This is a genomic window from Nonomuraea sp. NPDC001831 (assembly GCF_042892035.1).
Taxonomy (GTDB): Bacteria; Actinomycetota; Actinomycetes; order Streptosporangiales; family Streptosporangiaceae; genus Nonomuraea.
The window spans coordinates 778,022-798,870 of record NZ_JBIATU010000001.1 but is presented as its reverse complement, the minus strand read 5'-3'; the positions used below and the strand labels follow the sequence as shown (position 1 = coordinate 798,870).

Annotated in this window: 6 protein-coding genes; 4 read left to right on the top strand and 2 right to left on the bottom strand. The window is 69.7% G+C overall.

Translation table 11 applies throughout. The annotated features are described in order from the left end of the window. Positions 1-67: 67 nt before the first annotated feature. The gene (locus ACFYYW_RS03390; RefSeq protein WP_387644539.1) at positions 68-15,856 is read right to left on the bottom strand and encodes an RHS repeat-associated core domain-containing protein; all 15,789 of its coding nucleotides are present in this window, start codon (positions 15,854-15,856) and stop codon (positions 68-70) included. Positions 15,857-16,378: 522 nt separating this feature from the next. After that, complete coding sequence (locus ACFYYW_RS03385) at positions 16,379-17,335, bottom strand: hypothetical protein (protein ID WP_387644536.1); 957 nt, start codon at positions 17,333-17,335, stop codon at positions 16,379-16,381. 258 nt (positions 17,336-17,593) lie between these two features. On the opposite strand from ACFYYW_RS03385, the gene ACFYYW_RS03380 reads away from it, so the two are divergent. The 4 genes from ACFYYW_RS03380 (at position 17,594) to ACFYYW_RS03365 (ending at position 20,727) form a co-directional block, all read left to right on the top strand. Then, positions 17,594-18,151: an RNA polymerase sigma factor gene (locus ACFYYW_RS03380; protein ID WP_387644534.1), complete on the top strand. Its 558-nt coding sequence runs from the start codon at positions 17,594-17,596 to the stop codon at positions 18,149-18,151. Continuing rightward, positions 18,144-19,019: a hypothetical protein gene (locus ACFYYW_RS03375; protein WP_387644531.1), complete on the top strand. Its 876-nt coding sequence runs from the start codon at positions 18,144-18,146 to the stop codon at positions 19,017-19,019. Before ACFYYW_RS03380 ends, ACFYYW_RS03375 begins: the two co-directional genes overlap by 8 nt. Before the next feature lie 107 nt (positions 19,020-19,126). Continuing rightward, positions 19,127-19,687, top strand: coding sequence for an RNA polymerase sigma factor (locus ACFYYW_RS03370; protein ID WP_387644529.1), 561 nt, complete (start codon positions 19,127-19,129; stop codon positions 19,685-19,687). 56 nt (positions 19,688-19,743) lie between these two features. Beyond that, positions 19,744-20,727 (top strand): hypothetical protein, encoded by a 984-nt coding sequence (locus tag ACFYYW_RS03365; RefSeq protein ID WP_387644526.1) that lies wholly within the window; start codon positions 19,744-19,746, stop codon positions 20,725-20,727. Positions 20,728-20,849 lie beyond the last annotated feature (122 nt).

Genomic DNA, 20,849 nt, shown 5'->3' with positions numbered 1-20,849 from the left:
CAGGAACACTCTCGATCTACCGAACAGCAGATGATTCATCCCAGCGCCCTCCGGCCTGATGTCCGTCTCAACCTATCTGGTTCCAGCTCCAGGGCACAAAACTCTTGGAGAGCTCTTTCCGCTGGTCGGTCGTGCAGTGGTCGTCCATCCCGGCCAGACAACTCCACCAGATATGGGTGTCCGTGATGACCTTGACTCCCTTGGTTCCTGCCTTTATGGCATCCTGGAGATCTTCGTCATTCGCGTCGATGATGCCGATCACCAGTTCCAGGACGGCCTTCACCCCTGCACAACCGGCGGCGATGGGGACAGTTTTAGCGGGAATGGAGAACCCTACCGCACAGGCGTCCAGGCCCGCCTTGAAGATGGTTATCCACAAATCGCTGGTCTCGCCGCTGCGCAGGGCTTCCGCGGCCGACTTCGACAGATATGTGACACAGTGCGCATCATACTCTCCGATGCGGCCGCTCGGCTCCGACTTCGTCCGGCCATTAACGACGTTGCGTGATTCACAGATCGAGAAGGAGACGTCCTGCCACTTGTGGTAACCCACGCAGTTGTTTCCGGAGCTGTCACCGTTTCCGTGCGCCCGCGCGCTGCCCTTGCAGTTGGTTATCACATTCGACCATATCCCCTCGCACGTCTGCCGGTCCTTGAACTCACCCCTTCGCAGACTGTCCCTGCAGGCCGTGGTGGCGACGACGCCAAGGGCGCACTCGTTCCGCGACAAGCCCTTGTCGATGCAGTTCAGGAAGTTCCCCTGCATGTCCGCGCAGTTCACCAGCGGGGTCGACCGGCACCGGTGGTTCGCCTCGGCGAAGTCGTTGCACGCCTTGCTGTCGGCTGCGGATCTCAGATCCTCCCGGCAGCTCCGATAGTCGCCTCGGACGCTGTCGCAATTCTTCTCGTTTCCGTAGTCGTATTTCTGGTAGCACCGCCGGACCTCTTTCTCCTGACCGGCGCAGACGCTGTTGGAGTGGACCGATTTCGGCTTCGAGCTGCCTCCGGTGCGGCAATCCAGATAACTGCTGGCATGCGACCCGCAGATGTCGGCGTCGTTCTGCCCGTGCCCCTCTCTCCGGCAGTTGTAGTAGTCGGTCTTCATGTCCCCGCACAGTTTCTTGGCGGCTTTCGACTTGCCGTACTCGTCCCGGCAGTCGTTGTACTGGGCGGTCGCTTCCTTGCAAATGGCGGTCTTCTTCTTCTTGCCGGTGCAGGGGTCCTTCACCGCCTTGTGGCCGTCGAGGTCGACGTGCGTGAGGGGATTGTCGTTGGCGTAGGCGTAGCGGTTGAGCTGGATCGAGGGGTCGGGGTTCTGGGTGAGGGTGTCCCTGGAGATGAAGCTGCCGGTGGACGGCTGATACCAGCGGGCCGCCATGTTGACCTTGCCGGTGGACGGATCCGTGTAGCCGCCCTGGTAACCCAGGGTGTGCTTGGCGCCGGCCTGGGCGGTGACCTCGCCGAAGGGGTTGTAGGCGATCGAGTCGATCAGCGAGGTTCCGTTGGCCGTGAAGGTGGCGAGCAGATCGCCGCGGAGGGAGTCGCAGAAGGCCAGCTGCGCCGACCCGGTGTCCGCCAGGCTCAGAGTTCGGCCGAGCGCGTCTCGCCCGAAGGACGCCCTCTGCACCCCGTTGCCGTCGGACACCGCGACCAGGTTGTTGGTGGTGCCGTCATAGACCATGCGTGCGACCTGGCCGCTCTCGGTGCGGGTGGAGACCCGATCGAGTGCGTCGTAATCGTAGGTGACGCCGGTGTCGTTGATCAGCCGGCCGAAGGCGTCGAACTTGGTCATCCGCACCATCCCGTCGGAGGACTCCTTCAACGTGCCCCGGGCGGAGTACGTGTAGGTGGTCCCGTCCCCCGACGTGAGCCGGTTCCGCTCGTCGTAGGTGAACGCCTTCGACCCGGCGCGCACCCGGTTCCCCGCCGCATCCCACGCGTACGTGGTCGTGACCGCGTCAGGCCCGGTCCACGAGGTGAGCCGGTTGGCCCAGTCGTACTCGTAGGTGTTGGTCCCGGCGCCGGCCGTACCCGACACCTTCTTGGACGTCATGTTGTCGTCCACGTCGTATCCGTAGGTGATCGACACCATGGATGCCGCAGCCGAAGTGGTCAGGTCGTCCTTGATCAACCGGTTGAGGTCGTCATAGCCGTAAGCCCGCCGGGCGCCCGATGCCCCGTAGGTCATCGACGTGAGCCGGTCGCCCTTGTCGTAGCCGTAGCTGATCGTCGTGCCGCTGACCGGGTCGATCGTCTGACTCAACCGGTCGGCGTTGTCCCAGGCGAACGAGGCGGTGCCCGTGGCGTCGACCCGCTGCACCAACCGGTTGTCGGCGTCATAACCGTAGGCGGAGATGTCCCCGCCGGCGCCTGTGGTCTTGAGCAGCAGACCCCGGTCGTTGAACACGAATCCGAGCTCGTCAGCCGACGTGATCCGCCCGACCAGGTCGTAGCCGAAGTTCTTGGTCTCGGTCGAGACCTCAGCACCGCTACCCGTCTGCTTGACCAGCCGGTTCAGCTCGTCGAAGGTCCGGTCGATCCGTACTCCGCCCGGCTCCAGGCTGGAGACCGCGTTCCCCGCCGCGTCATACACGTTGGTCCACGTTCGATCGGCCAGATCCGGGTGCGCCGCGGTAGCCGGTTCGATCATGGATTCGACCAGGCCGAGGCCGTTGTAGGTGGTGTAGGTCGAGTTGCCTCGGCCGTCGGTCGAGCGGGTGATCGCACCGGCCGCGTTGTAGCCGAAACTGCTCGTGATGGTCTCTGTCGCCGAGACCGGCTCCTTCAGCTCGATCAGCCGGTTACCGGCGTCGAAGGTCCGGTTGACGGTGTGCCCGGAGGCCGTGGTGCTGCTGACCGGGTTTCCAGCCAGGTCATAGCCGATCTTCCGGGTCCTCAGCACCGCTCCGGAGGCGTCCAACTCCCGCGTCTCGGTCTGACGCCCGGCGAGGTCGAAGACCGACGACGAGCCCAGCCCGAGCGCGTTCTTGGTCGATGTCGTCCGACCCGCCAGGTCGTAACCGAAGCTGGTGGTGTTGCCCTCGCCGTCGGTCACCGAGGTGAGTCCGCCTGCGGCGTCGTAGGTCCGGGTGGAGCTGTCCCCCGTCGGCCGGATGCTCTTCGTCAACCGCCCGGCGTCGTCGTACTCCAGCTTGGTCACGTACGTGGCCACGGCCGGCCTGCGCTCGATCGTCGTCAGGGTGATCTGACGGCCCAGGTCGTCATAGGTGGACTCCGAACGAGCACCGGTCGCGTCCGTCGTGGACAACGCCTCACCCAGCAGGTCGTAGGTGAAGACGGAGACGCCCGCTTCCGCGGCGCCGGCCTTGGGGTTGGTCACCTGCACCTTGCGGCCCAGCCCGTCATAGACGGCCGTGGTGGTCTGCCCCCGCGGGTCGGTCGCGCTGATCAACTGGCCGGCCGCGTCGTACGTGGCGGTCTGAGTCGGCGTGATCGGCTGCCCGCCGGGCGGGGTGTAGCCCGGGAGCGTCTGAGCGATCACCCGCCCGGCCCGGTCCAGCGTGCTGGAGGTCGTCCGTCCCTCGGCGTCGATCTGCTGGGTCTGTTCACCGAAGGTGTTGTAGCCGAGCCGAGCCGTGGGCCGCTCCACCACTGGGGCTTTGCCGTACCGCTCGACCGTGACGGCGGGAAGCTGCACCTGGACCGGCTTGCCCAGCGGGTTGTAGCTGATCGAGGTCGTGTAGGCCGCCGGATCCGCCCCGCCGGCGTTGCCGCGGGGGTCGACCAGCGCCGTCACCAGGCCTCGGTCGTCCACCGTCAACGTGGTCACCAGGTCGGCGCCGTCGTTCTTCACCGTCTGCCGGACCGGCTGGTCCCCTGCGTCGTAGGCGAATTCGACCACTTCGGTACGGTTCGTACCAGCAGCGCCGCGACTCATCTTGGTCACGTTGCCGTTGGCGTCGTATTCATAGGCGGTCACCCTGGCCAGCTTGGCCGGGTCGGTCGTGTGCGAGGTGACCCGGCCGGCCGCGTCATAGACGGCCTCCACCGTGAGGGTTCCGCCGCCGGTGATCTGCCGCGTCAGCTGGCCGGCCGCGTCGAACACGTTCTCCGACAGCACCACGTCGCGCCCGGTGTCCGAGCCGTTCAGCTTGGCGGCCTTGGCGATGCTCTTCTGCGGGAGATTGTCTCCATAGTAGGTGTAGCTCGTGGTCCTGCCCATGGCATCGGTCTGAGCGGCCAGCCGTCCAGCCGGGTCGTAGGCCATCGAGCTCATCACCACATCGGTGGCCTGCTGCGGGCTGAGCGGGCTGCCCGTCCACCCCTTGAGCACCGTCGTGGCCAGTTCCCCCCGCGGGGTGTAGGTGTAGGCCGTCGTGGTGCCGCGCGGGTCAACGGTGGTGACCTTCTGTCCCATTTTGTCGTAAGTGGTACGGCTCGTGCCCCCCTCGGGCGCGGTAACCGTCTCCACCCTGCCGTAGGCGTCATAGGTGTAGGCCGTCGTCCGGGTCGCATCCCCGCCCGTCAGGTCCGCGACCTGCTCCGTGAGGACGAGCCCGTCGGCGTTGTAGGTGGCGCTCCACTGCTCGGTGTGGGTCTTGCCGGTGATGTCGTTCTTCACCCCTGGCTCCGTGCGCGTCAGCGCCTTGCCCATGCCGTCCAGGGTGATCGTGGTGGTCAGGCCGTCGGGGTGAGCGTCCGAGACCTCGGTGGTGCCCACTACCCGGCCCAGCGCGTCGTGCCGGTAGGTCTTGATCAGACCGGTCGGGCCGGTCTCGGACGCGAGGTCTCCGGCGGCGGTGTAGGTGAAGCGGGTCTCGTTGCCCTTGAAGTCCTTGCTGGTCTCGACCAGGCCTGCCGGCGTCGAACCGCCGCCCTCGGCCGCCTCGGTGCCGTCGGTGTAGGTGATGGAGGTACTGCGCCCCGCCGGGAAGTCGGACGTGGCCGGGGTGGTCTGCTTGACCGGCTCGCCGAAGGCGTTGAACGACCAGCTCGTCATATAGCTCTCGTCCGTGGCCGCGGCAGAACGAGCGTCGCGCTGGGAGATCTTCTGGTCGTTGCGCGGGTCGAAGACGTTCTCGGTGTTGACGAAGTAGGAGAAGTACTGGGTCTGGCAGTTGCCTGGCGTCCGGCAGCTCCAGCGCGACAGCACGTTGCCGCGCGCGTCCTGCGCCACCTCGACCACGTTGTTGTTGGGGTCGTACACCTTGGCGGTGTAGCCGCCGACGTCGTAAGCCCACTTCGTGGTGGCGCCGACCTGGTCTGTCTGTGACACGTCCCGGTAGCCACGCTGCGCATCGGCGACGTAGGTGACCACACCGTTGAGCGGATCGGTCACCGTCACCGTGGCGAACGTCGACACCGTCGTCTGCTTGGCGTAGGCCACGTCCGACAACCGCCACTCACCGCCGTTGGCATCGGTATGCGAGACCAGCCGCCCACCGTCAGGCGCGTAGGCGTTGACCGCCCACGCGCGGCCCGACGGCTGGGTGACCTTGGTCAGCTGCGGCTGCGCCTCGTGGGCCGCGTGGTGACGGTGGACGGCCTGAGCTGACAGCGGCTTGCCGTACACCGCGACCTCGTCGATGTCGCCGCTGAACGGGAAGATCGTGGTCGAGCTGGTCGTCGCCGGCCACGCAGTGGAGCCGAAGCCGCTTCCGATCCGGGTCTCCACCAGCTCCCCGTGGTTGATGCCGCCCGTCAGCGTGCCGACGGCGACCCCGTCCAGGTACAGCGTCTGCTTGTGTTCGGCCGGTGTCGTACTCGTAGCGGGCCTGCTCTGTTCCGCGGACAGCACCACGTGGTGCCAGGCGCCGTCGTTCACCACTGCCGTGGAGGTTATGGGGGTCTGGGCGATGGTGGACGGTCGGGTGTAGAACTGGCCGCGCAGCTTGCCGTCGGTGCCCACATAGACCGCAGGCACGGACGTTGACGGGTTTCCGTCGACGTCCCCGTTCCCTGGCCGAGGGAACTCCGCCGACGTGTCGGCAGCGCTCTGCATGCCGATGATGGTCCCGGCGGCGGTGGTCCTGAACCATGCCTCAACCGCCAGCTCGCCGCCCTGGCCGCTCACGGCGGCGCGCGGCAACTGCACGAAGGTCGAGGTCGCGGCACCCTTGAAGCGCATCGCGGTGTCCGGCGAGCCGGCCAGCGCGCCAGGGACGCGGGGGCCGAGGTCGGCCGGGGTGCTTCCGTTCAGCTTGGCCTGTTCCTCGGTGGTGTTCCAGCCCGCCGCGCTCGCGACGGTGGTGCCGGTGCGCGTGTCGGCCTCGTTGAGCCGGTAGTAGTACTCCGGCCGCGAATCGGTGATCACGCTCTTGTACCGCGAGCTCGTGTCGTAGACGTAGCCGTGGCAGGCGGTCGCCGACGTAGGCGGGCACACCTTGACCAGCAGATCGCCTTCGTAGGTGTAGGTCCAGGACAGTGGCTCGCCGTCCACCGGGGCGGTGGAGACGTTCGCCACGTGGTCACCCGCCCAGGTGAAGGTCAGCGACCTTCCGCCGGTGGCCGTCACCTTGATCAGCCTGCCGTCGCCGTCGCGGGTCAGCTCCTGCACCCTTCCCCGCCGATCCGTGATCTTGGTGAGGCGGCCGGACGCGTCGAACCAGTAGGAGGTGGCCGACTTGTCCATCAGCCGCCAGCCGCCCGCCTGGTCCACGGCGAGCGTCGCGAACGTGCCCTGCGGTGGCGCGTAGTTGCCGTTGCCGGTGGGCCCGAACCGCATCTGCTCGCCGCTCGGGTAGGTCACCAGCAGGCTGCCGGTCGGCTCGGCCTCGATGCGCATGTCCCAGCGGGTCGTCCAGCCGGCGCCGAAGATGCCGTCGGTGCGCGGGTCGAGACTGTTGTAGGTGCGGCTCACCGACAGCGGTGGCCCGATCGTCGCCACTTCGGCGTCGGTCGCGGTGTGCGCGAAGTTGCCCGAGGTGTGGTTGAACTCGCGGCCCTGCGTGCCCCCCGCCAGCAGCCCGTTGATGTTGCCCTGCTCGGGCGTCGGGGTGAAGGTCCGCCACGACGAGGTGACCGTGGTGTACGTGGTGGCGGCCTTCGCCATCCACGAGTACGTCTCGCCCCACTTCAGCCGAGCGTCGACCACCTGCCAGACGCCTTCCTTGGTCCAGTCCTCGGTCTTCTCCGCCGAGTCCTTGCACCAGCGCCAGTTGGGCGCGCTGCCGGCGCAGAGCTGGAACCAGTACTTGACCTCGCCCTTGTTGTAGGGGCGGGCGTTGGCCGACAGCACCGGCGTCAGGGTGCCGACCTGGCTGTTGTGGGCCGGGGAGAACGACTCGAACGGCAGGGCCGTCACGGTCGCGTACACCCAGTCCGACCACGGCCCGGAGACGCCGGAGGCGGTGGTGGCGCGGGCGCGCCAGCGGATCTGCCAGCCGTCGGTCAGCTTGTCAGCCGGGACGGCCGCCCAGGCGCTGGTGCCGGAGGCGTACTCCTTGTCCGAGGTGCCGGTCCAGATCAGGCCGGTGCCCTGCTCGTTCTTGGCCGGGTCGTGCTCGACCTCGACGTTCAGCCTGCTGGGCCGGTTGTCCGGGTCGGTCACCCTGGCGTACATCGACGGGGTGAGCGACTCGGCGGTCCAGGAGGTGGTGCCGCGGATGGCCGGGTCCATGCCCAGGCCGTCCACGCTGGGCTTGCGCAGGTCCACGGTGGCGGCCTGCCACGCCGACCACTCGCCTTCTGCGCCCGCGGTGGTGACGCCGCGGACCCGCCAGCGGATCTTCATGCCGTCGGTCAGCTTGCCGGCCGGCACCTGCACCCAGGCGTTGCCGCCGGAGGCGTAGCTCGTGGCGCCCTTGCCGGACCAGATCACGCCGGTGCCCTGGCCGGTCGCGGGGTTGTGCTCGATCTCCGCGCCGAGCACCAGCTTCGAGCCGCCGGCGTCGGTCACCTTCGCGTATAGCCATGGGGTGGCCGAGGAGAGCGTCCACGTGTCGCTGCCGCGCGTGGCCGGGACGGCGCCCAGGCCGTTCCCCGCGGTGCCGCTCACCTGGACCGTCGCCGTCTGCCACTCCGACCACGGACTGGCCACGCCGGACGAGGTCGACGCCCGGACGCGCCAGCGGACCAGCCAGCCGTCCTTGAGTTTCCCGGACGTCACGGTGGGGGTCTGCAGGGAACACCTGCTCCAGGTCGAGCACGAACCGCTCGACACCTGACCGCTGTCGGACCAGATCAGCCCCGAACCCTGAGCGGGAACCGACGGGTCGTGCTCGATCTCGGCGTCCAGCTTCAACGACCGCGTCTCGGGGTCGGCGCCGTAGGCCGAGAAATAGGGGGTCGTGGACGACAACGTCCACAACCCGGAGGCCAGCTGCCCCGTCGAGACGGACAGGTCCGACACGACCGGCTTGGAGGTGTCCACCCGCGCCATCTGCCACTCCGACCACGGTCCCGCCACGTTGGCCGAGGTGGAGACGCGGACGCGCCAGCGGACCAGCCACCCGTCCTTGAGTTTCCCGGCCGGGATGGCGGGGGTCTGCAACGAGCAGCGGCTCCAGGTCGAGCAGGAACCGCTCGACACCTGCCCGCTGTCGCTCCAGATCAGGCCGCTGCGCTGCCCGGCGGCGGACGGGTCATGCTCGACCTGCGCCTCCAGCTTCAACGACCGCGACTCCGGGTCGGCGCCGTAGGCCGAGAAATACGGGGTCGTGGACGACAACGTCCACAACCCGGAGGCCAGCTGCCCCGTCGAGACGGACAGGTCCGACACCACCGGCTTGGAGATGTCCACCCGGGCGGCCTGCCACTCCGACCACGGTCCCGCCACACCGGCCGAGGTGGAGACGCGGACGCGCCAGCGAATCAACCAGCCGTCCTTCAGCTTCGCGGCCGTGACGGCGGGGGTCTGCAACGAGCAGCGGCTCCAGGTCGAGCAGGAACCGCTCGACACCTGCCCGCTGTCGCTCCAGATCAGGCCGGTGCCCTGCCCGGCGGCGGACGGGTCATGCTCGACCTGCGCCTCCAGCTTCAACGACCGCGACTCCGGATCGGCGCCGTAGGCCGAGAAGCTCGGGGTCGTGGACGACAACGTCCACAACCCGGAGGCCAGCTGCCCCGTCGAGACGGACAGGTCCGACACCACCGGCTTCGAGGTGTCCACCCGCGCCATCTGCCACTCCGACCACGGTCCCGCCACGTTGGCCGAGGTGGAGACGCGGACGCGCCAGCGGACCAGCCACCCGTCCTTGAGCTTGCCCGCGGTCACGGCAGGGGTCTGCAGCGAGCAGGCGCTCCAGGTCGGGCACGATCCGCTCGACATCGAGCCGTTTCCGGACCAGATCAGCCCGCTCCCCTGGGCGGTGGCCGACGGGTCGTGCTCGACCTGCGCCTCCAGCTTCAACGACCGCGTCTGAGGGTCGGTGCCGTAGGCGGAGAAGTACGGGGTGGTGGACGACAACGTCCACAACCCGGAGGTGAGCTGGCCCGTCGAGGCCGACATCCCCGTCACGAGCGGCTTGGCGGTGTCCACCCGCGCCAGTTGCCAGCCCGACCACGGCCCGGCCACCACCGCGCCGGGAGAAGCGGTGGACTGCACCACGGCCCGCACGCGCCAGCGGATCGACCAGCCGTTCCGGACGCCTTCCACCGACGGGGAGGTGTGCGAGGCGGAGCAGGCCTGGCCGGTGAAGCAGGTCTCCCCGAACGTGGTGCTCTGCCCCGACCAGATCAGCCCGCTGCCCTGACCCGGCACAGCCGGATCGTGCTCGACCTCGGCCTCCAGCACACCAGGCCGACGATCAACATCCGAGATCGCCGCCGTGAACACCGGAGACTCACTCGGCAACGTCCACACACCCGACACCGACTGACCCAGCGAAGGCGCCATCTGGCTCACCACCGGACCGGGCGGGACCGTCCGGAACACCGTCGTGTCCACCCGCGCCGACACCCACGCCGACCACGGACCCGACACCCCCGACACCGTCGTCGCCCGCGCCCGCCACCGAACCTGCCAGCCATCGGACAACTTCCCCGACGGCACCGCCACCCAGGCGATCGTCCCCGTCGCATAATCCTTGGACGACGAACCCGCCCAGATCAGCCCCGTCCCCTGAGCCGCGGCCGCCGGATCATGCTCCACCTCCACGCTCAGCTTGCTCGACCGGTTGTCCGGATCGCTCACCTTCGCGAACAGCCACGGCGTCACCGACCCCGCCGTCCACGACGCCGAACCCGGCAGCGCCGGATCCATGCCCAGCGATTCGACCACCGGCTTGCCGAGGTCGATGCGTGCCTGCACCCAGTCGGTCCAGGCTCCCGTGATGCCCTTGGCGGTTTCGCCGCGGGCGCGCCAGCGGATCTTCATGCCGTCGGTCAGCTTCGCCGCCGGCACCTGCACCCAGGCGTTCTCGCCGGAGTGGGACGGCTGCGCGCTCGTGCCGGACCAGATCAGGCCGGCCCCTTGACCGGTGGCGGCCGGATCGTGCTCGATCTCGACCGCGAGCCGGGAGTCGCCGTTCTCCGGGTCGGTGACCTTGGCGTAGAGCCAGGGCGTCGCCGCGGCCGCGGTCCATGCTCCGGAGTCCCAGGTCGCCGGGGTCATCGACAAGCCCGCCACGGACGGCTTGCGCAGGTCGATGACCGTGGCGGACCAGTCCGACCACGGGCCGACCACGCCCGTGGCGGTCTCGCCGCGCACCCGCCAGCGCACCTTCATGCCGTCGGCCAGCTTGCCCGCCGGGACCTGCACCCAGGCGTTGCCGCCGGAGGCGTAGGTCGTGGCGCCCTTGCCGGACCAGATGACGCCCGTGCCCTGCCCGGTCGCGGTGGGATCGTGCTCGATCTCCGCCTCCAGCTTCGAGGCGCGCGAGTCCGGATCGGTGACCTTCGCATAGACCCACGGCGTGGTCGAGGACGCCGTCCACGACAACGCACCCCTGGTCGCCGGCGTCCACCCGCCGTCCGACACCGCAGGCTTGCCCACATCGACCGTCGCCGACTGCCACGCCGACCACTCACCCTCGACGCCCGCAGTCGTGACACCCCGAACCCGCCAGCGCACCCTCATACCGTCGGTCAGCTTCGCCGCCGGCACCTGCACCCAGGCGAGGCCGCCCGAGGCGTAGCTCGTGGCGCCCTTGCCCGCCCAGATCACGCCCGTGCCCTGAGCCGGCACGGCCGGATCGTGCTCGACCTCCGCGCCCAGCACCAGCCTCGCCCCACCGGCGTCGGACACCTTCCCGAACAACCACGGCGTGACCGACGCCAACGTCCACGCATCAGTGCCCCGCGTCGCCGGAACGGCGCCCAGACCGTTGCCCGCCGTGCCGCTGACCTGAACCGTGGCCGTCTGCCACTCGGACCACGGGCCTGACACCTGGCCAGAGGTGGACGCCCGGACGCGCCACCGGACCAGCCAGCCGTCCTTCAACTTCCCTGCCGTCACGGTGGGGGTCTGCAGGGAACACCTGCTCCACGTCGAGCACGAACTGCTCGACACCTGACCGCTGTCGGACCAGATCAGCCCCGACCCCTGAACGGGAACCGACGGATCGTGCTCGACCTCGGCGTCCAGCTTCAACGACCGCGACTCCGGATCAGCACCGTAGGCCGAGAAGGACGGCGTCGTGGACGACAACCTCCACAACCCCGACGACAACTGCCCCACCGACACCGACAGATCCGACACCACCGGCTTGGAGATGTCGATCCGCGCCGACTGCCACTCCGACCACGGGCTCGACACCTGCCCCGAGGTGGACGCCCGGACCCGCCAGCGAACCAGCCAGCCGTCCTTCAACTTCCCTGCCGTCACGGTGGGGGTCTGCAGGGAACACCTGCTCCACGTCGAGCACGAACTGCTCGACACCTGACCGCTGTCGGACCAGATCAGCCCCGCCCCCTGGGCGGGAACCGACGGATCGTGCTCGACCTCGGCGTCCAGCTTCAACGACCGCGACTCCGGATCAGCGCCGTAGGCCGAGAAGGACGGCGTCGTGGACGACAACCTCCACAACCCCGACGACAACTGACCCGTCGACACCGACAGATCCGACACCACCGGCTTGGAGGCGTCGATCCGCGCCGACTGCCACTCCGACCACGGGCTCGACACCTGCCCCGAGGTGGACGCCCGGACCCGCCAGCGAACCAGCCAGCCGTCCTTCAACTCGCCCGCCGCCACTGTCGGCGTCTGCAACGAGCAGGGGCTCCAGGTGGAGCACGATCCGCTCGACACCCCACCGGCGGCCCACCAGATCAGCCCGCTGCCCTGCACGGCGGCCGACGGGTCGTGCTCGATCTGCGCCTCCAGCCGCAGCGACCGCGACTCCGGGTCCGCGCCGTAGGCGGAGAAGGACGGCTGCGTCGACGACAGCGTCCACAGCCCCGACACCGACTGGCCCGGAGAGACCGATGCCCCGGACACGATCGGCTTGGAGGTGTCCACCTGCGCGGACTGCCACTCCGACCACGGTCCCGCCACCTGCCCAGAGGTGGACGCCCGGACCCGCCAGCGGACCAGCCAGCCGTCCTTCAGCTTGCCCGCGGTCACGGCAGGAGTCTGCAACGAGCAGCGGCTCCAGGTCGAGCACGATCCGCTCGACACCTGGCCGCTGTCCGACCAGATCAGGCCGCTGCCCTGCCCGGCGGCCGACGGGTCGTGCTCGACCTGCGCCTCCAGCTTCAACGACCGCGACTCCGGATCGGCGCCGTAGGCGGAGAACGACGGCTGCGTGGACGGCAGCGTCCACAGTTTCGACGCGAGCTGGCCCGCCGACACCGACAGATCCGACACCACCGGCTTGGAGGTGTCCACCCGCGCGAGCTGCCAGCCCGACCACGGCCCCGCGACCAGCGCACCGGAGGCATCCGTCGACTGCACCACGGCCCGCACGCGCCAGCGGATCGACCAGCCGTTCTGGATCCCCTCCGCCGCGGGTGCCGTGTGCGAGGCCGCACACGGCTGGCCCGTGAAGCAGGTCTCCTCGAACGTCGTGCTCTGCCCCGACCAGATCAGCCCACTGCCCTGACCCGGCACAGCCGGATCATGCTCGACCTCGGCCTCCAGCACACCCGGCCGACGATCAGCATCGGAGATCGCCGCCGTGAACACCGGAGACTCACTCGGCAACGTCCACACACCCGACACCGACTGCCCCACCGAAGGCGCCACTTGACTCACCACCGGACCGGGCGGAACCGTCCGGAACACCGTCGTGTCCACCCGCGCCGACACCCACGCCGACCACGGACCCGACACCCCCGACACCGTCGTCGCCCGCGCCCGCCACCGAACCTGCCAACCATCGGACAACTTCCCCGACGGCACCCCCACCCAGGCGATCGTCCCCGTCGCATAATCCTTCGACGACGAACCCGCCCAGATCAGCCCCGTCCCCTGAGCCGCGGCCGCCGGATCATGCTCCACCTCCACGCTCAGCTTGCTCGACCGGTTGTCCGGATCACTCACCTTCGCATACAGCCACGGCGTCACCGACCCCGCCGTCCACGACGCCGAACCCGGCAGCGCCGGATCCATGCCCAGCGACTCCACGGACGGCTTGCGCAGGTCGATGACGGTGGCGGACCAGTCCGACCACGGGCCGACCACGTTCGTGGTGGTCTCGCCGCGCACCCGCCAGCGGATCTTCATGCCGTCGGTCAGCTTCGCGGCCGGCACCTGCACCCAGGCGTTCGCCCCTGACTGGGCGGCGGCGGCGCCCTTGCCCTCCCAGATCACCCCGGAGCCCTGTTCGGCCGCGTCGTGCTCGATCTGCACCCACAACCGCGAGGCGCGCGAGTCCGGATCGGTGACCTTCGCGTAGACCCACGGCGTGGTCGAGGACGCCGTCCACGACAACGCGCCCCTGGTCGCCGGCGTCCACCCGCCGTCCGACACCGCGGGCTTGCCCACATCGACCGTCGCCGACTGCCACGCCGACCACTCACCCTCGACGCCCGCAGTCGTGACACCCCGAACCCGCCAGCGCACCCTCATGCCGTCGGTCAGCTTCGCCGCCGGCACCTGCACCCAGGCGTTGCCACCGGAGGCGTAGCTCGTGGCGCCCTTGCCCGCCCAGATCACGCCCGTGCCCTGAGCCGGCACGGCCGGATCGTGCTCGACCTCCGCGCCCAGCACCAGCCTCGCCCCACCGGCGTCGGACACCTTCCCGAACAACCACGGCGTGACCGACGCCAACGTCCACGCATCAGTGCCCCGCGTCGCCGGAACGGCGCCCAGACCGTTGCCCGCCGTGCCGCTGACCTGAACCGTGGCCGTCTGCCACTCGGACCACGGGCCTGACACCTGGCCCGAGGTGGACGCCCGGACGCGCCACCGGACCAGCCAGCCGTCCTTGAGCATGCCGGCCGTCACGGTCGGGGTCTGCAGGGAACACTTGCTCCGTGTCGAGCACGAACCGCTCGACACCTGGCCGCTGTCGGACCAGATCAGCCCCGCGCCCTGAGCGGGAACCGACGGATCGTGCTCGACCTCGGCGTCCAGCTTCAACGACCGCGACTCCGGATCAGCACCCGACGCGGCGAAATACGGCGTCGTCGACGTCAACGTCCACAACCCCGACGACAACTGACCCACCGACACCGACAGATCCGACACCACCGGCTTGGAGATGTCGATCCGCGCCGACTGCCACTCCGACCACGGGCTCGACACCTGCCCCGAGGTGGACGCGCGCACCCGCCAGCGGACCAGCCAGCCGTCCTTGAGCTTGCCGGCCGTCACGGTGGGTGTCTGCAGGGAGCACTTGCTCCAGGTCGAGCACGAACCGCTCGACACCTGACCGCTGTCGGACCAGATCAGCCCCGACCCCTGAGCGGGAACCGACGGATCGTGCTCGACCTCGGCGTCCAGCTTCAACGACCGCGACTCCGGATCAGCACCCGACGCGGCGAAATACGGCGTCGTGGACGACAACGTCCACAAGCCCGACGACAACTGACCCGTCGACACCGACAGGTCGGACAGCACCGGCTTGGCGAGATCCACCCGCGCGGCCTGCCACTGCGTCCATGCCCCCACCACGCCGGACGAGGTGGACGCGCGCACGCGCCAGCGCACCAGCCAGCCGTCCTTCAACTCGCCCGCCCCCACGGTGGGGCTCTGCAGGGAGCACTTGCTCCAGGTCGAGCACGAACCGCTCGACACCTGACCGCTGTCGGACCAGATCAGCCCCGACCCCTGAGCGGGAACCGACGGATCATGCTCGACCTGCGCCTCCAGCTTCAACGACCGCGACTCCGGATCAGCACCCGACGCGGCGAAATACGGCGTCGTCGACGACAACGTCCACAACCCCGATGACAACTGACCCGCCGACACCGACAGGTCCGACACCACGGGAAGTGCGGCGGCGGCGGCGACGGCCGACACGGTCCGCGCCCTGGGGACAGCCGTCTCGGCGGCCTTCGCCCCGCTCCCCTGACGTCCGTCGAGCGCCGTCGGGGATGCCTTGCCGACGCCCGCGCCCTCGGCGCTTCCGCGGGAGGGGCGGCCGTCGTTCGTCGCCGGCTGCGACGGGGTGTCGGCGGGAGCCGGTTCCCACTTCAGCGGCGGCGGGCTGTTCAGCCCGTCCGTGGCCGGCTCGTCCGGCAGCTCGCGCGGCTTCTCCACCGGCAGCGAGCCCTTGGGGCGCTTGACGTCGTCCGTGGCCTTGCCCTTGCTCCGCGGCTGAGTGGCGGCCGGATCGACGAGGTGCGGCAGGTTCTCCGCCGATCCGGCGCGCTGCACGGGGGCCTTGCCGGCGTTGCCGGAGGAGGGAGAGCCGGGAATGTCCAGCCGCGTGGGAGAGGGTGCGACAACGGCCGCCTGCGCCTCCAGGGTGAGAATCCCCGGCAGGAGAGCCACGGTCGCGGCCAGCGCCAGGCGGCTGACCCACTTCGACGGCGCACCCCGTCCGAGCCATAACCCGCTCTGCCCCAGCACTTTCGCACTTTTCTGAGCACGCCGCACAGTCACGCCCACACTCCCCGTGGAAACAGAAAACACAAGGGCATCCGGGCGCACCCCTGTAAGCTCCCCATAAATAACGCCTCAGATATACACAGCCAGCGCGACCAGGAATAGATCTTGACAAGGCGGCCCACGATGGAGCAGGAGGCATGAAATTGAGCCGACTTCAGAGGTCGGGGCAGCTCACTCGCTTTCCGCGCAAGCGACCGGCCGCGGCGGTGTGACGTGATTCACACAGGAAGACTTTATTACCAGAATTGCGGCGCGGACTTCGCCGTAGCGCAGCCGACCGGGCTCACCACAGGCGTTTCGGCGCGTTCCGTAGTCGGCTGCTCACCGGCGCCGCAAACGTTTATCGGGCTGTTATTGAAATATGGGCCGACAGGTTCTTCGAAGGTGTAATCATTATCCGGCGTCCCGGACGTTGTTCTCGGATTTCCCGATGTTCGCGCCGGCCAGTTATTCGACGGCTGCCTGCGCGGGCAGCTCGACGGCTCATCGATCCGGTACCGCGCCGGGATCGCGGCTCCCGCTCGGGGTGAGGAGGATGCCGACGGCCGCGCCGAGGATGAGGATGGCCAAATCCGCGATCCGGTCCATCCAGAAGGCGACCGTGTTGTCGACGGCCAGGAACTGGACCGAGATGCCGCCGTTGTCGCGCACCCACCGCATGGACCGCAGAGACGCCGACTCGACGTCCGGGGCGGGGTCGGAGAGCGTGATGCCGTCGTTGTACTCGCGGTACCGGATCTCGCCGGCGACGGGGGTGGCGCCTTTCGCCGGGTCGACGAAGTCCAGGTCCGGATACTCCTCCCGGAACCCGTACAGCGAGTCCTCGATCTCCAGGAAGATCTTGTTCTCGCCCCAGTGCTGGTGATACCGGACGGTGCTCACCGGGAAGTCGAAGGCGACCGTCAGCATGTACTCGCCGGCCCGCTGGTGGACCGGCACGACGACCGTGGAGAAGTCGTCGACGCCGGCGGGTCTGCTGGGCTCCGTCCAGGCGGCGGACCTCCGCCCGTCGGCGGTCCTCGGCACGGCGGCCGAGATGGGCTTGAACGCCGACTCGCTCCTGCCTTCACGTGACGGTTCGCCGATGCTGAACCGGGTCGGCGTCAACCGTGCGTCCAGCGCGAACCGGAAGGTCTGCGCGATGGGCCGGGAGCTCTTGAAGGAGACGGTGAAGAAGCCGGAGGCCGGATCGTCGTCGAAGAAGGGCTGGGTCTGGCCGGTGCGGGTGCGCTGCTCGACGAGGAGGGTCCGGGCGGTCAGCGTGGCCGGGGGGCCGTCGGCCGGTTTCTCGGCGGCGACCTGGAACGGCATCAGGCCGTCATAGGATGGCGACTGCGGATGCTCGCCCGACCAGTAGAGCGCGTAGACGGCGCCCGACAGCAGCAGAAGAGGGATCGGGGACAGCAACACCGACCGGACGCGACGTAAGCGCGAACGCATGTGACGCCCTCCTGCACTTCGGCGGAATCGGCGATGGAACCAGCCTATTCGGCTCTCCGCTCGGGGTCCGCTGTTCCGTGGCGCCGGTCGATGCGGCCGTCCTCCTCACGGGGACGCCGGCCGCGCCCCGGCTCGCCTTGTTCCAGGGCGCGGGGAACCGCTCGCGGCCGGTCAGGCAACAACGGTTGTCCTGATTCATCGCCGAAAGGCCGCTAAGTGAGCACCCCGAACCCTACGGAAGGTGATGACGCCTCCCATGTGCAACGCTCCCTCCACGACCCGGAAGCCTTCGCCGAGCTGTTCCGCCGGCACGCCTCCGGCATCACCCGGTACGTCACCAGGAGGCTAGGGGCGGACGCCGCGGACGACGTGGTGGCGGAGACGTTCCTGACGGCGTTCCGGCAGCGCGGCCGCTACGACCTGTCCCGCCCGCACGCCCGTCCCTGGTTGTACGGCATCGCCACCAACCTGATGGGCCGCCACGTGCGCACGGAGGTGCACCAGCTGCGCGTGCTCGAACGCACCGGCGCCGACCCGGTCACGGCCTCCTTCACCGACCGCAGCGACGACCGGGTCAGCGCCGCCGCGGCCCGCCGCCGCCTGGCCGGGGCGCTGGCGACGCTGCCCCGTGGGCACCGGGACGCGCTGCTCCTGGTCGCGTGGGCCGGGCTGACGTACCCCGAGGTCGCCGAGGCGCTGGACGTACGGGTCGGAACCGTGCGGTCGCGGATCAACCGGGCCCGGCAGAGGTTGCGCGGAGAGCTCGGCGGAGTCAACCCCTTGGCCATCGTCAGCGAGGAGCCCGTCCATGAATGAGATGACCGAGCTCGAACGCCTCCGGTCCGAGGTGCCCGCGCCCGCCGCGGACGCGCTGGCGGCGCAGGAGGGCCGGTTCCTGGCCGCGCTGGCCGCGGAGGGTGGCCGCCTTCCGGCCGCCCCGCGGGTTCCCCGGCGCGCCCGGTTCCTGCTCGCGGGGCTGCTGGTCGCCGGCGCGCTCGCCGCCGTGGCCGTCCTGGGGCCGGTGGTGGTCGGCCGCGACGCCCGCCCGGCCGCGTACGCCAACTCCGCGATCGACATCGAACTGCGCGGCGACGAGTACGTCGCCACGATCAAGGACCCGTTCGCCGACCACGCCCTCTACAGCGAGGCGTTCCGGGCGATGGGCCTGGACGTCGCCCTCGACCTGCGGCCCGCGTCCCCGACGGGGGTCGGCCGGGTCTTCCGGCTCGGCTTCGCCGGCACGACCGAGCGCGACCGCATCGGCGGCACCCTCCGGCCGGAGGGCTGCACCCCCGGGCGGCCGGGCTGCGCGCTCACCGTCACCGTCTCCAAGGGGTTCGGCGGCAAGGGGACGCTCTACCTCGGCCGCCCGGCCAGACCCGGCGAGCTGTACCAGAACAACACCGACGCCGGCCGGAAGGGCGAGGCCCTGGAGGGGTACGCCGCGGACGGCCGGACGGTCGCCGAGGTCCTGGCCGAGACGCGCAGGCGGGGCCTGGAGGTGACGTTCCAGATCATCCGCCCCGCGCCGGACGGGGACGGCTTCTCGGTGAACCCGCACGAGCAGTCGGCGAAGGTGGGCGGCCACTGGGTGGTGTGGGCCGCCGAGCCGCACCGGCAGGGCGCGGTGCGGCTCCTGGTGTCGGAGAAGCGCGTGCCGAAGAACCCGGTGAGCGGCGAGTGACCTCGCACCTGGCCCCTGTTTCCGGCGAAATGATGGCCCATGAGCGCACATAGGCAGGGGTGTCCGTACAAATGATTCGATGAGGAGATCCACCATGGGAACCGCCCGTGGATGACGAGCGGTCGGCCAAGTTCGAGGCCGCCTACAACCGGGCCTACGGCCAGATCACCGCCTACGCCGTACGCCGGTGCGACTCGCCTCAGGACGCCGCCGACGTGGTGGCCGAGACCTTCACCGTCGCCTGGCGGCGGGTGGACGAGCTGCCGGAGGGCCCGGAGGCCACCCTCTGGCTGTACGGCGTGGCGCGCAAGGTCCTGGCCAACCACTTCCGGGGCGACAACCGGCGCAGGGAGCGCACGGCCGAGCTCGACGCCGAACTGGCCGACCGGTACGGCCACTCGCCCGACACCCAGGTCGAGCTGGACGCGATCGGCCGGGCGTTCCGGAGCCTGTCCGACGACGACCGGGAGCTGCTGTCCCTGGTCGCCTGGGAGGGGCTGGAGCGCGACGAGATCGCGAAGGCGCTGGGGCTGTCCCGCAACGCCGTACGCATCAGGCTGCACCGCGCCCGCAGACGCCTGTCGCGCGCTTTGGCGTCGGCGGGCGTGCACGTCACCGCAGAGAGCCGGCTGGTCCCGGCGGAGAGGCCGTTGGGGGGAGCGCTGTGAAGCACACCGCGAAGGACACTGCGAACGACACCGCGAACGACACTGTGAAGCACACTGTGAAGCACACTGCGAAGAGCGTCGACGAGATCGCGGCGATCAGGGCGCTGGCCCGGGTCGCGCCGGGCGAGCGGGCAGGTGAGCCGTCCGGCGCGGGGGCGCGGGCGCTGCTGACCGCGATCACCGCCGAAGAGCCGGGCACGGATCCGGGCACGGAGCCCGGCACGGCATCGGGCACGGCTCGGCGGACGCGGCGCGGCGTCAGGTCGAGGCGGTTGGCGTTCGGGCTGGCCGCCGCGGTCGCGCTGGCCGCGGGTGTGGTGACGGTCCCGATCGCGCTGAAGGACGGCACACCGGCCTCGTGGGCCGTCAACCTGGACGACGGGATGGTGACGATCCAGATCCGCGACTTCGACGACGCCCCGGAGCTGGAGCGGCGGCTGAAGGAGCTGGGCGTGCCCGCGACGGTGGACTACGTGCCCAAGGACATGACGTGCCGCGAACCGCGCGGGAAGGTCGTGGAGAACATCCCGCGCGGCATCTACAGCCTGCCGGAGAACATCCCGGGCGAGTCGCAGGGCGTGCAGATGCGCATCAACACCAAGCTGTTCGGCCCGGGTCAGACGTTCGTCTGGATCCTCAGAGGCAAGGGCGGCCTGACCACCACGCGGCTGATGGAAGGCCCGGTGGCGCCCTGCGAGCCCGTGCCCATGCCCACGGTCGAGCAGGAGGAACCGGAGTTCCGCGGTATGAGCACCCGCGAGCTGGGAGGTCTGCGGGTGGACGAGAAGACCGTCGGCGAGGTGCTGCCCGAGCTGAGGAAGCTCGGACGGAAGGTGATCTTCGCGGTCATCACCGTCCCGCCCGGCAACCCGGGAGGGTTCGCCATCGACCGCACCCAGAGCACGCCCGTCGGCGACGACTGGGTGGTCTGGGAGGCGGAGCAGAACGCCAAGGGCGTGATCCAGCTGCTCGTCACGGAGGAGCGCCTGGACAAGAACCCGGTCTACGGCGGCCCCCGCGACGCGGTCATCAAGGACTGACCGGCGGGCCCCCGCGCCCCCCCCCGGGGGGGCGCGGGGCCGGGCCCCCCCCCGGGGGCCCCCCCGCCCCCGGAATTCCCCCCGGGGGGGCGGGCCGGCCCCCCGGGCGCAGGGGCCCCAGA

Excerpts from the sequence above, each read along its gene's own strand:
- ACFYYW_RS03385 (WP_387644536.1), bottom strand. The coding sequence starts at position 17,335 with ATGCGTTCGCGCTTACGTCGCGTCCGGTCGGTGTTGCTGTCCCCGATC.
- ACFYYW_RS03375 (WP_387644531.1), top strand. The coding sequence starts at position 18,144 with ATGAATGAGATGACCGAGCTCGAACGCCTCCGGTCCGAGGTGCCCGCG.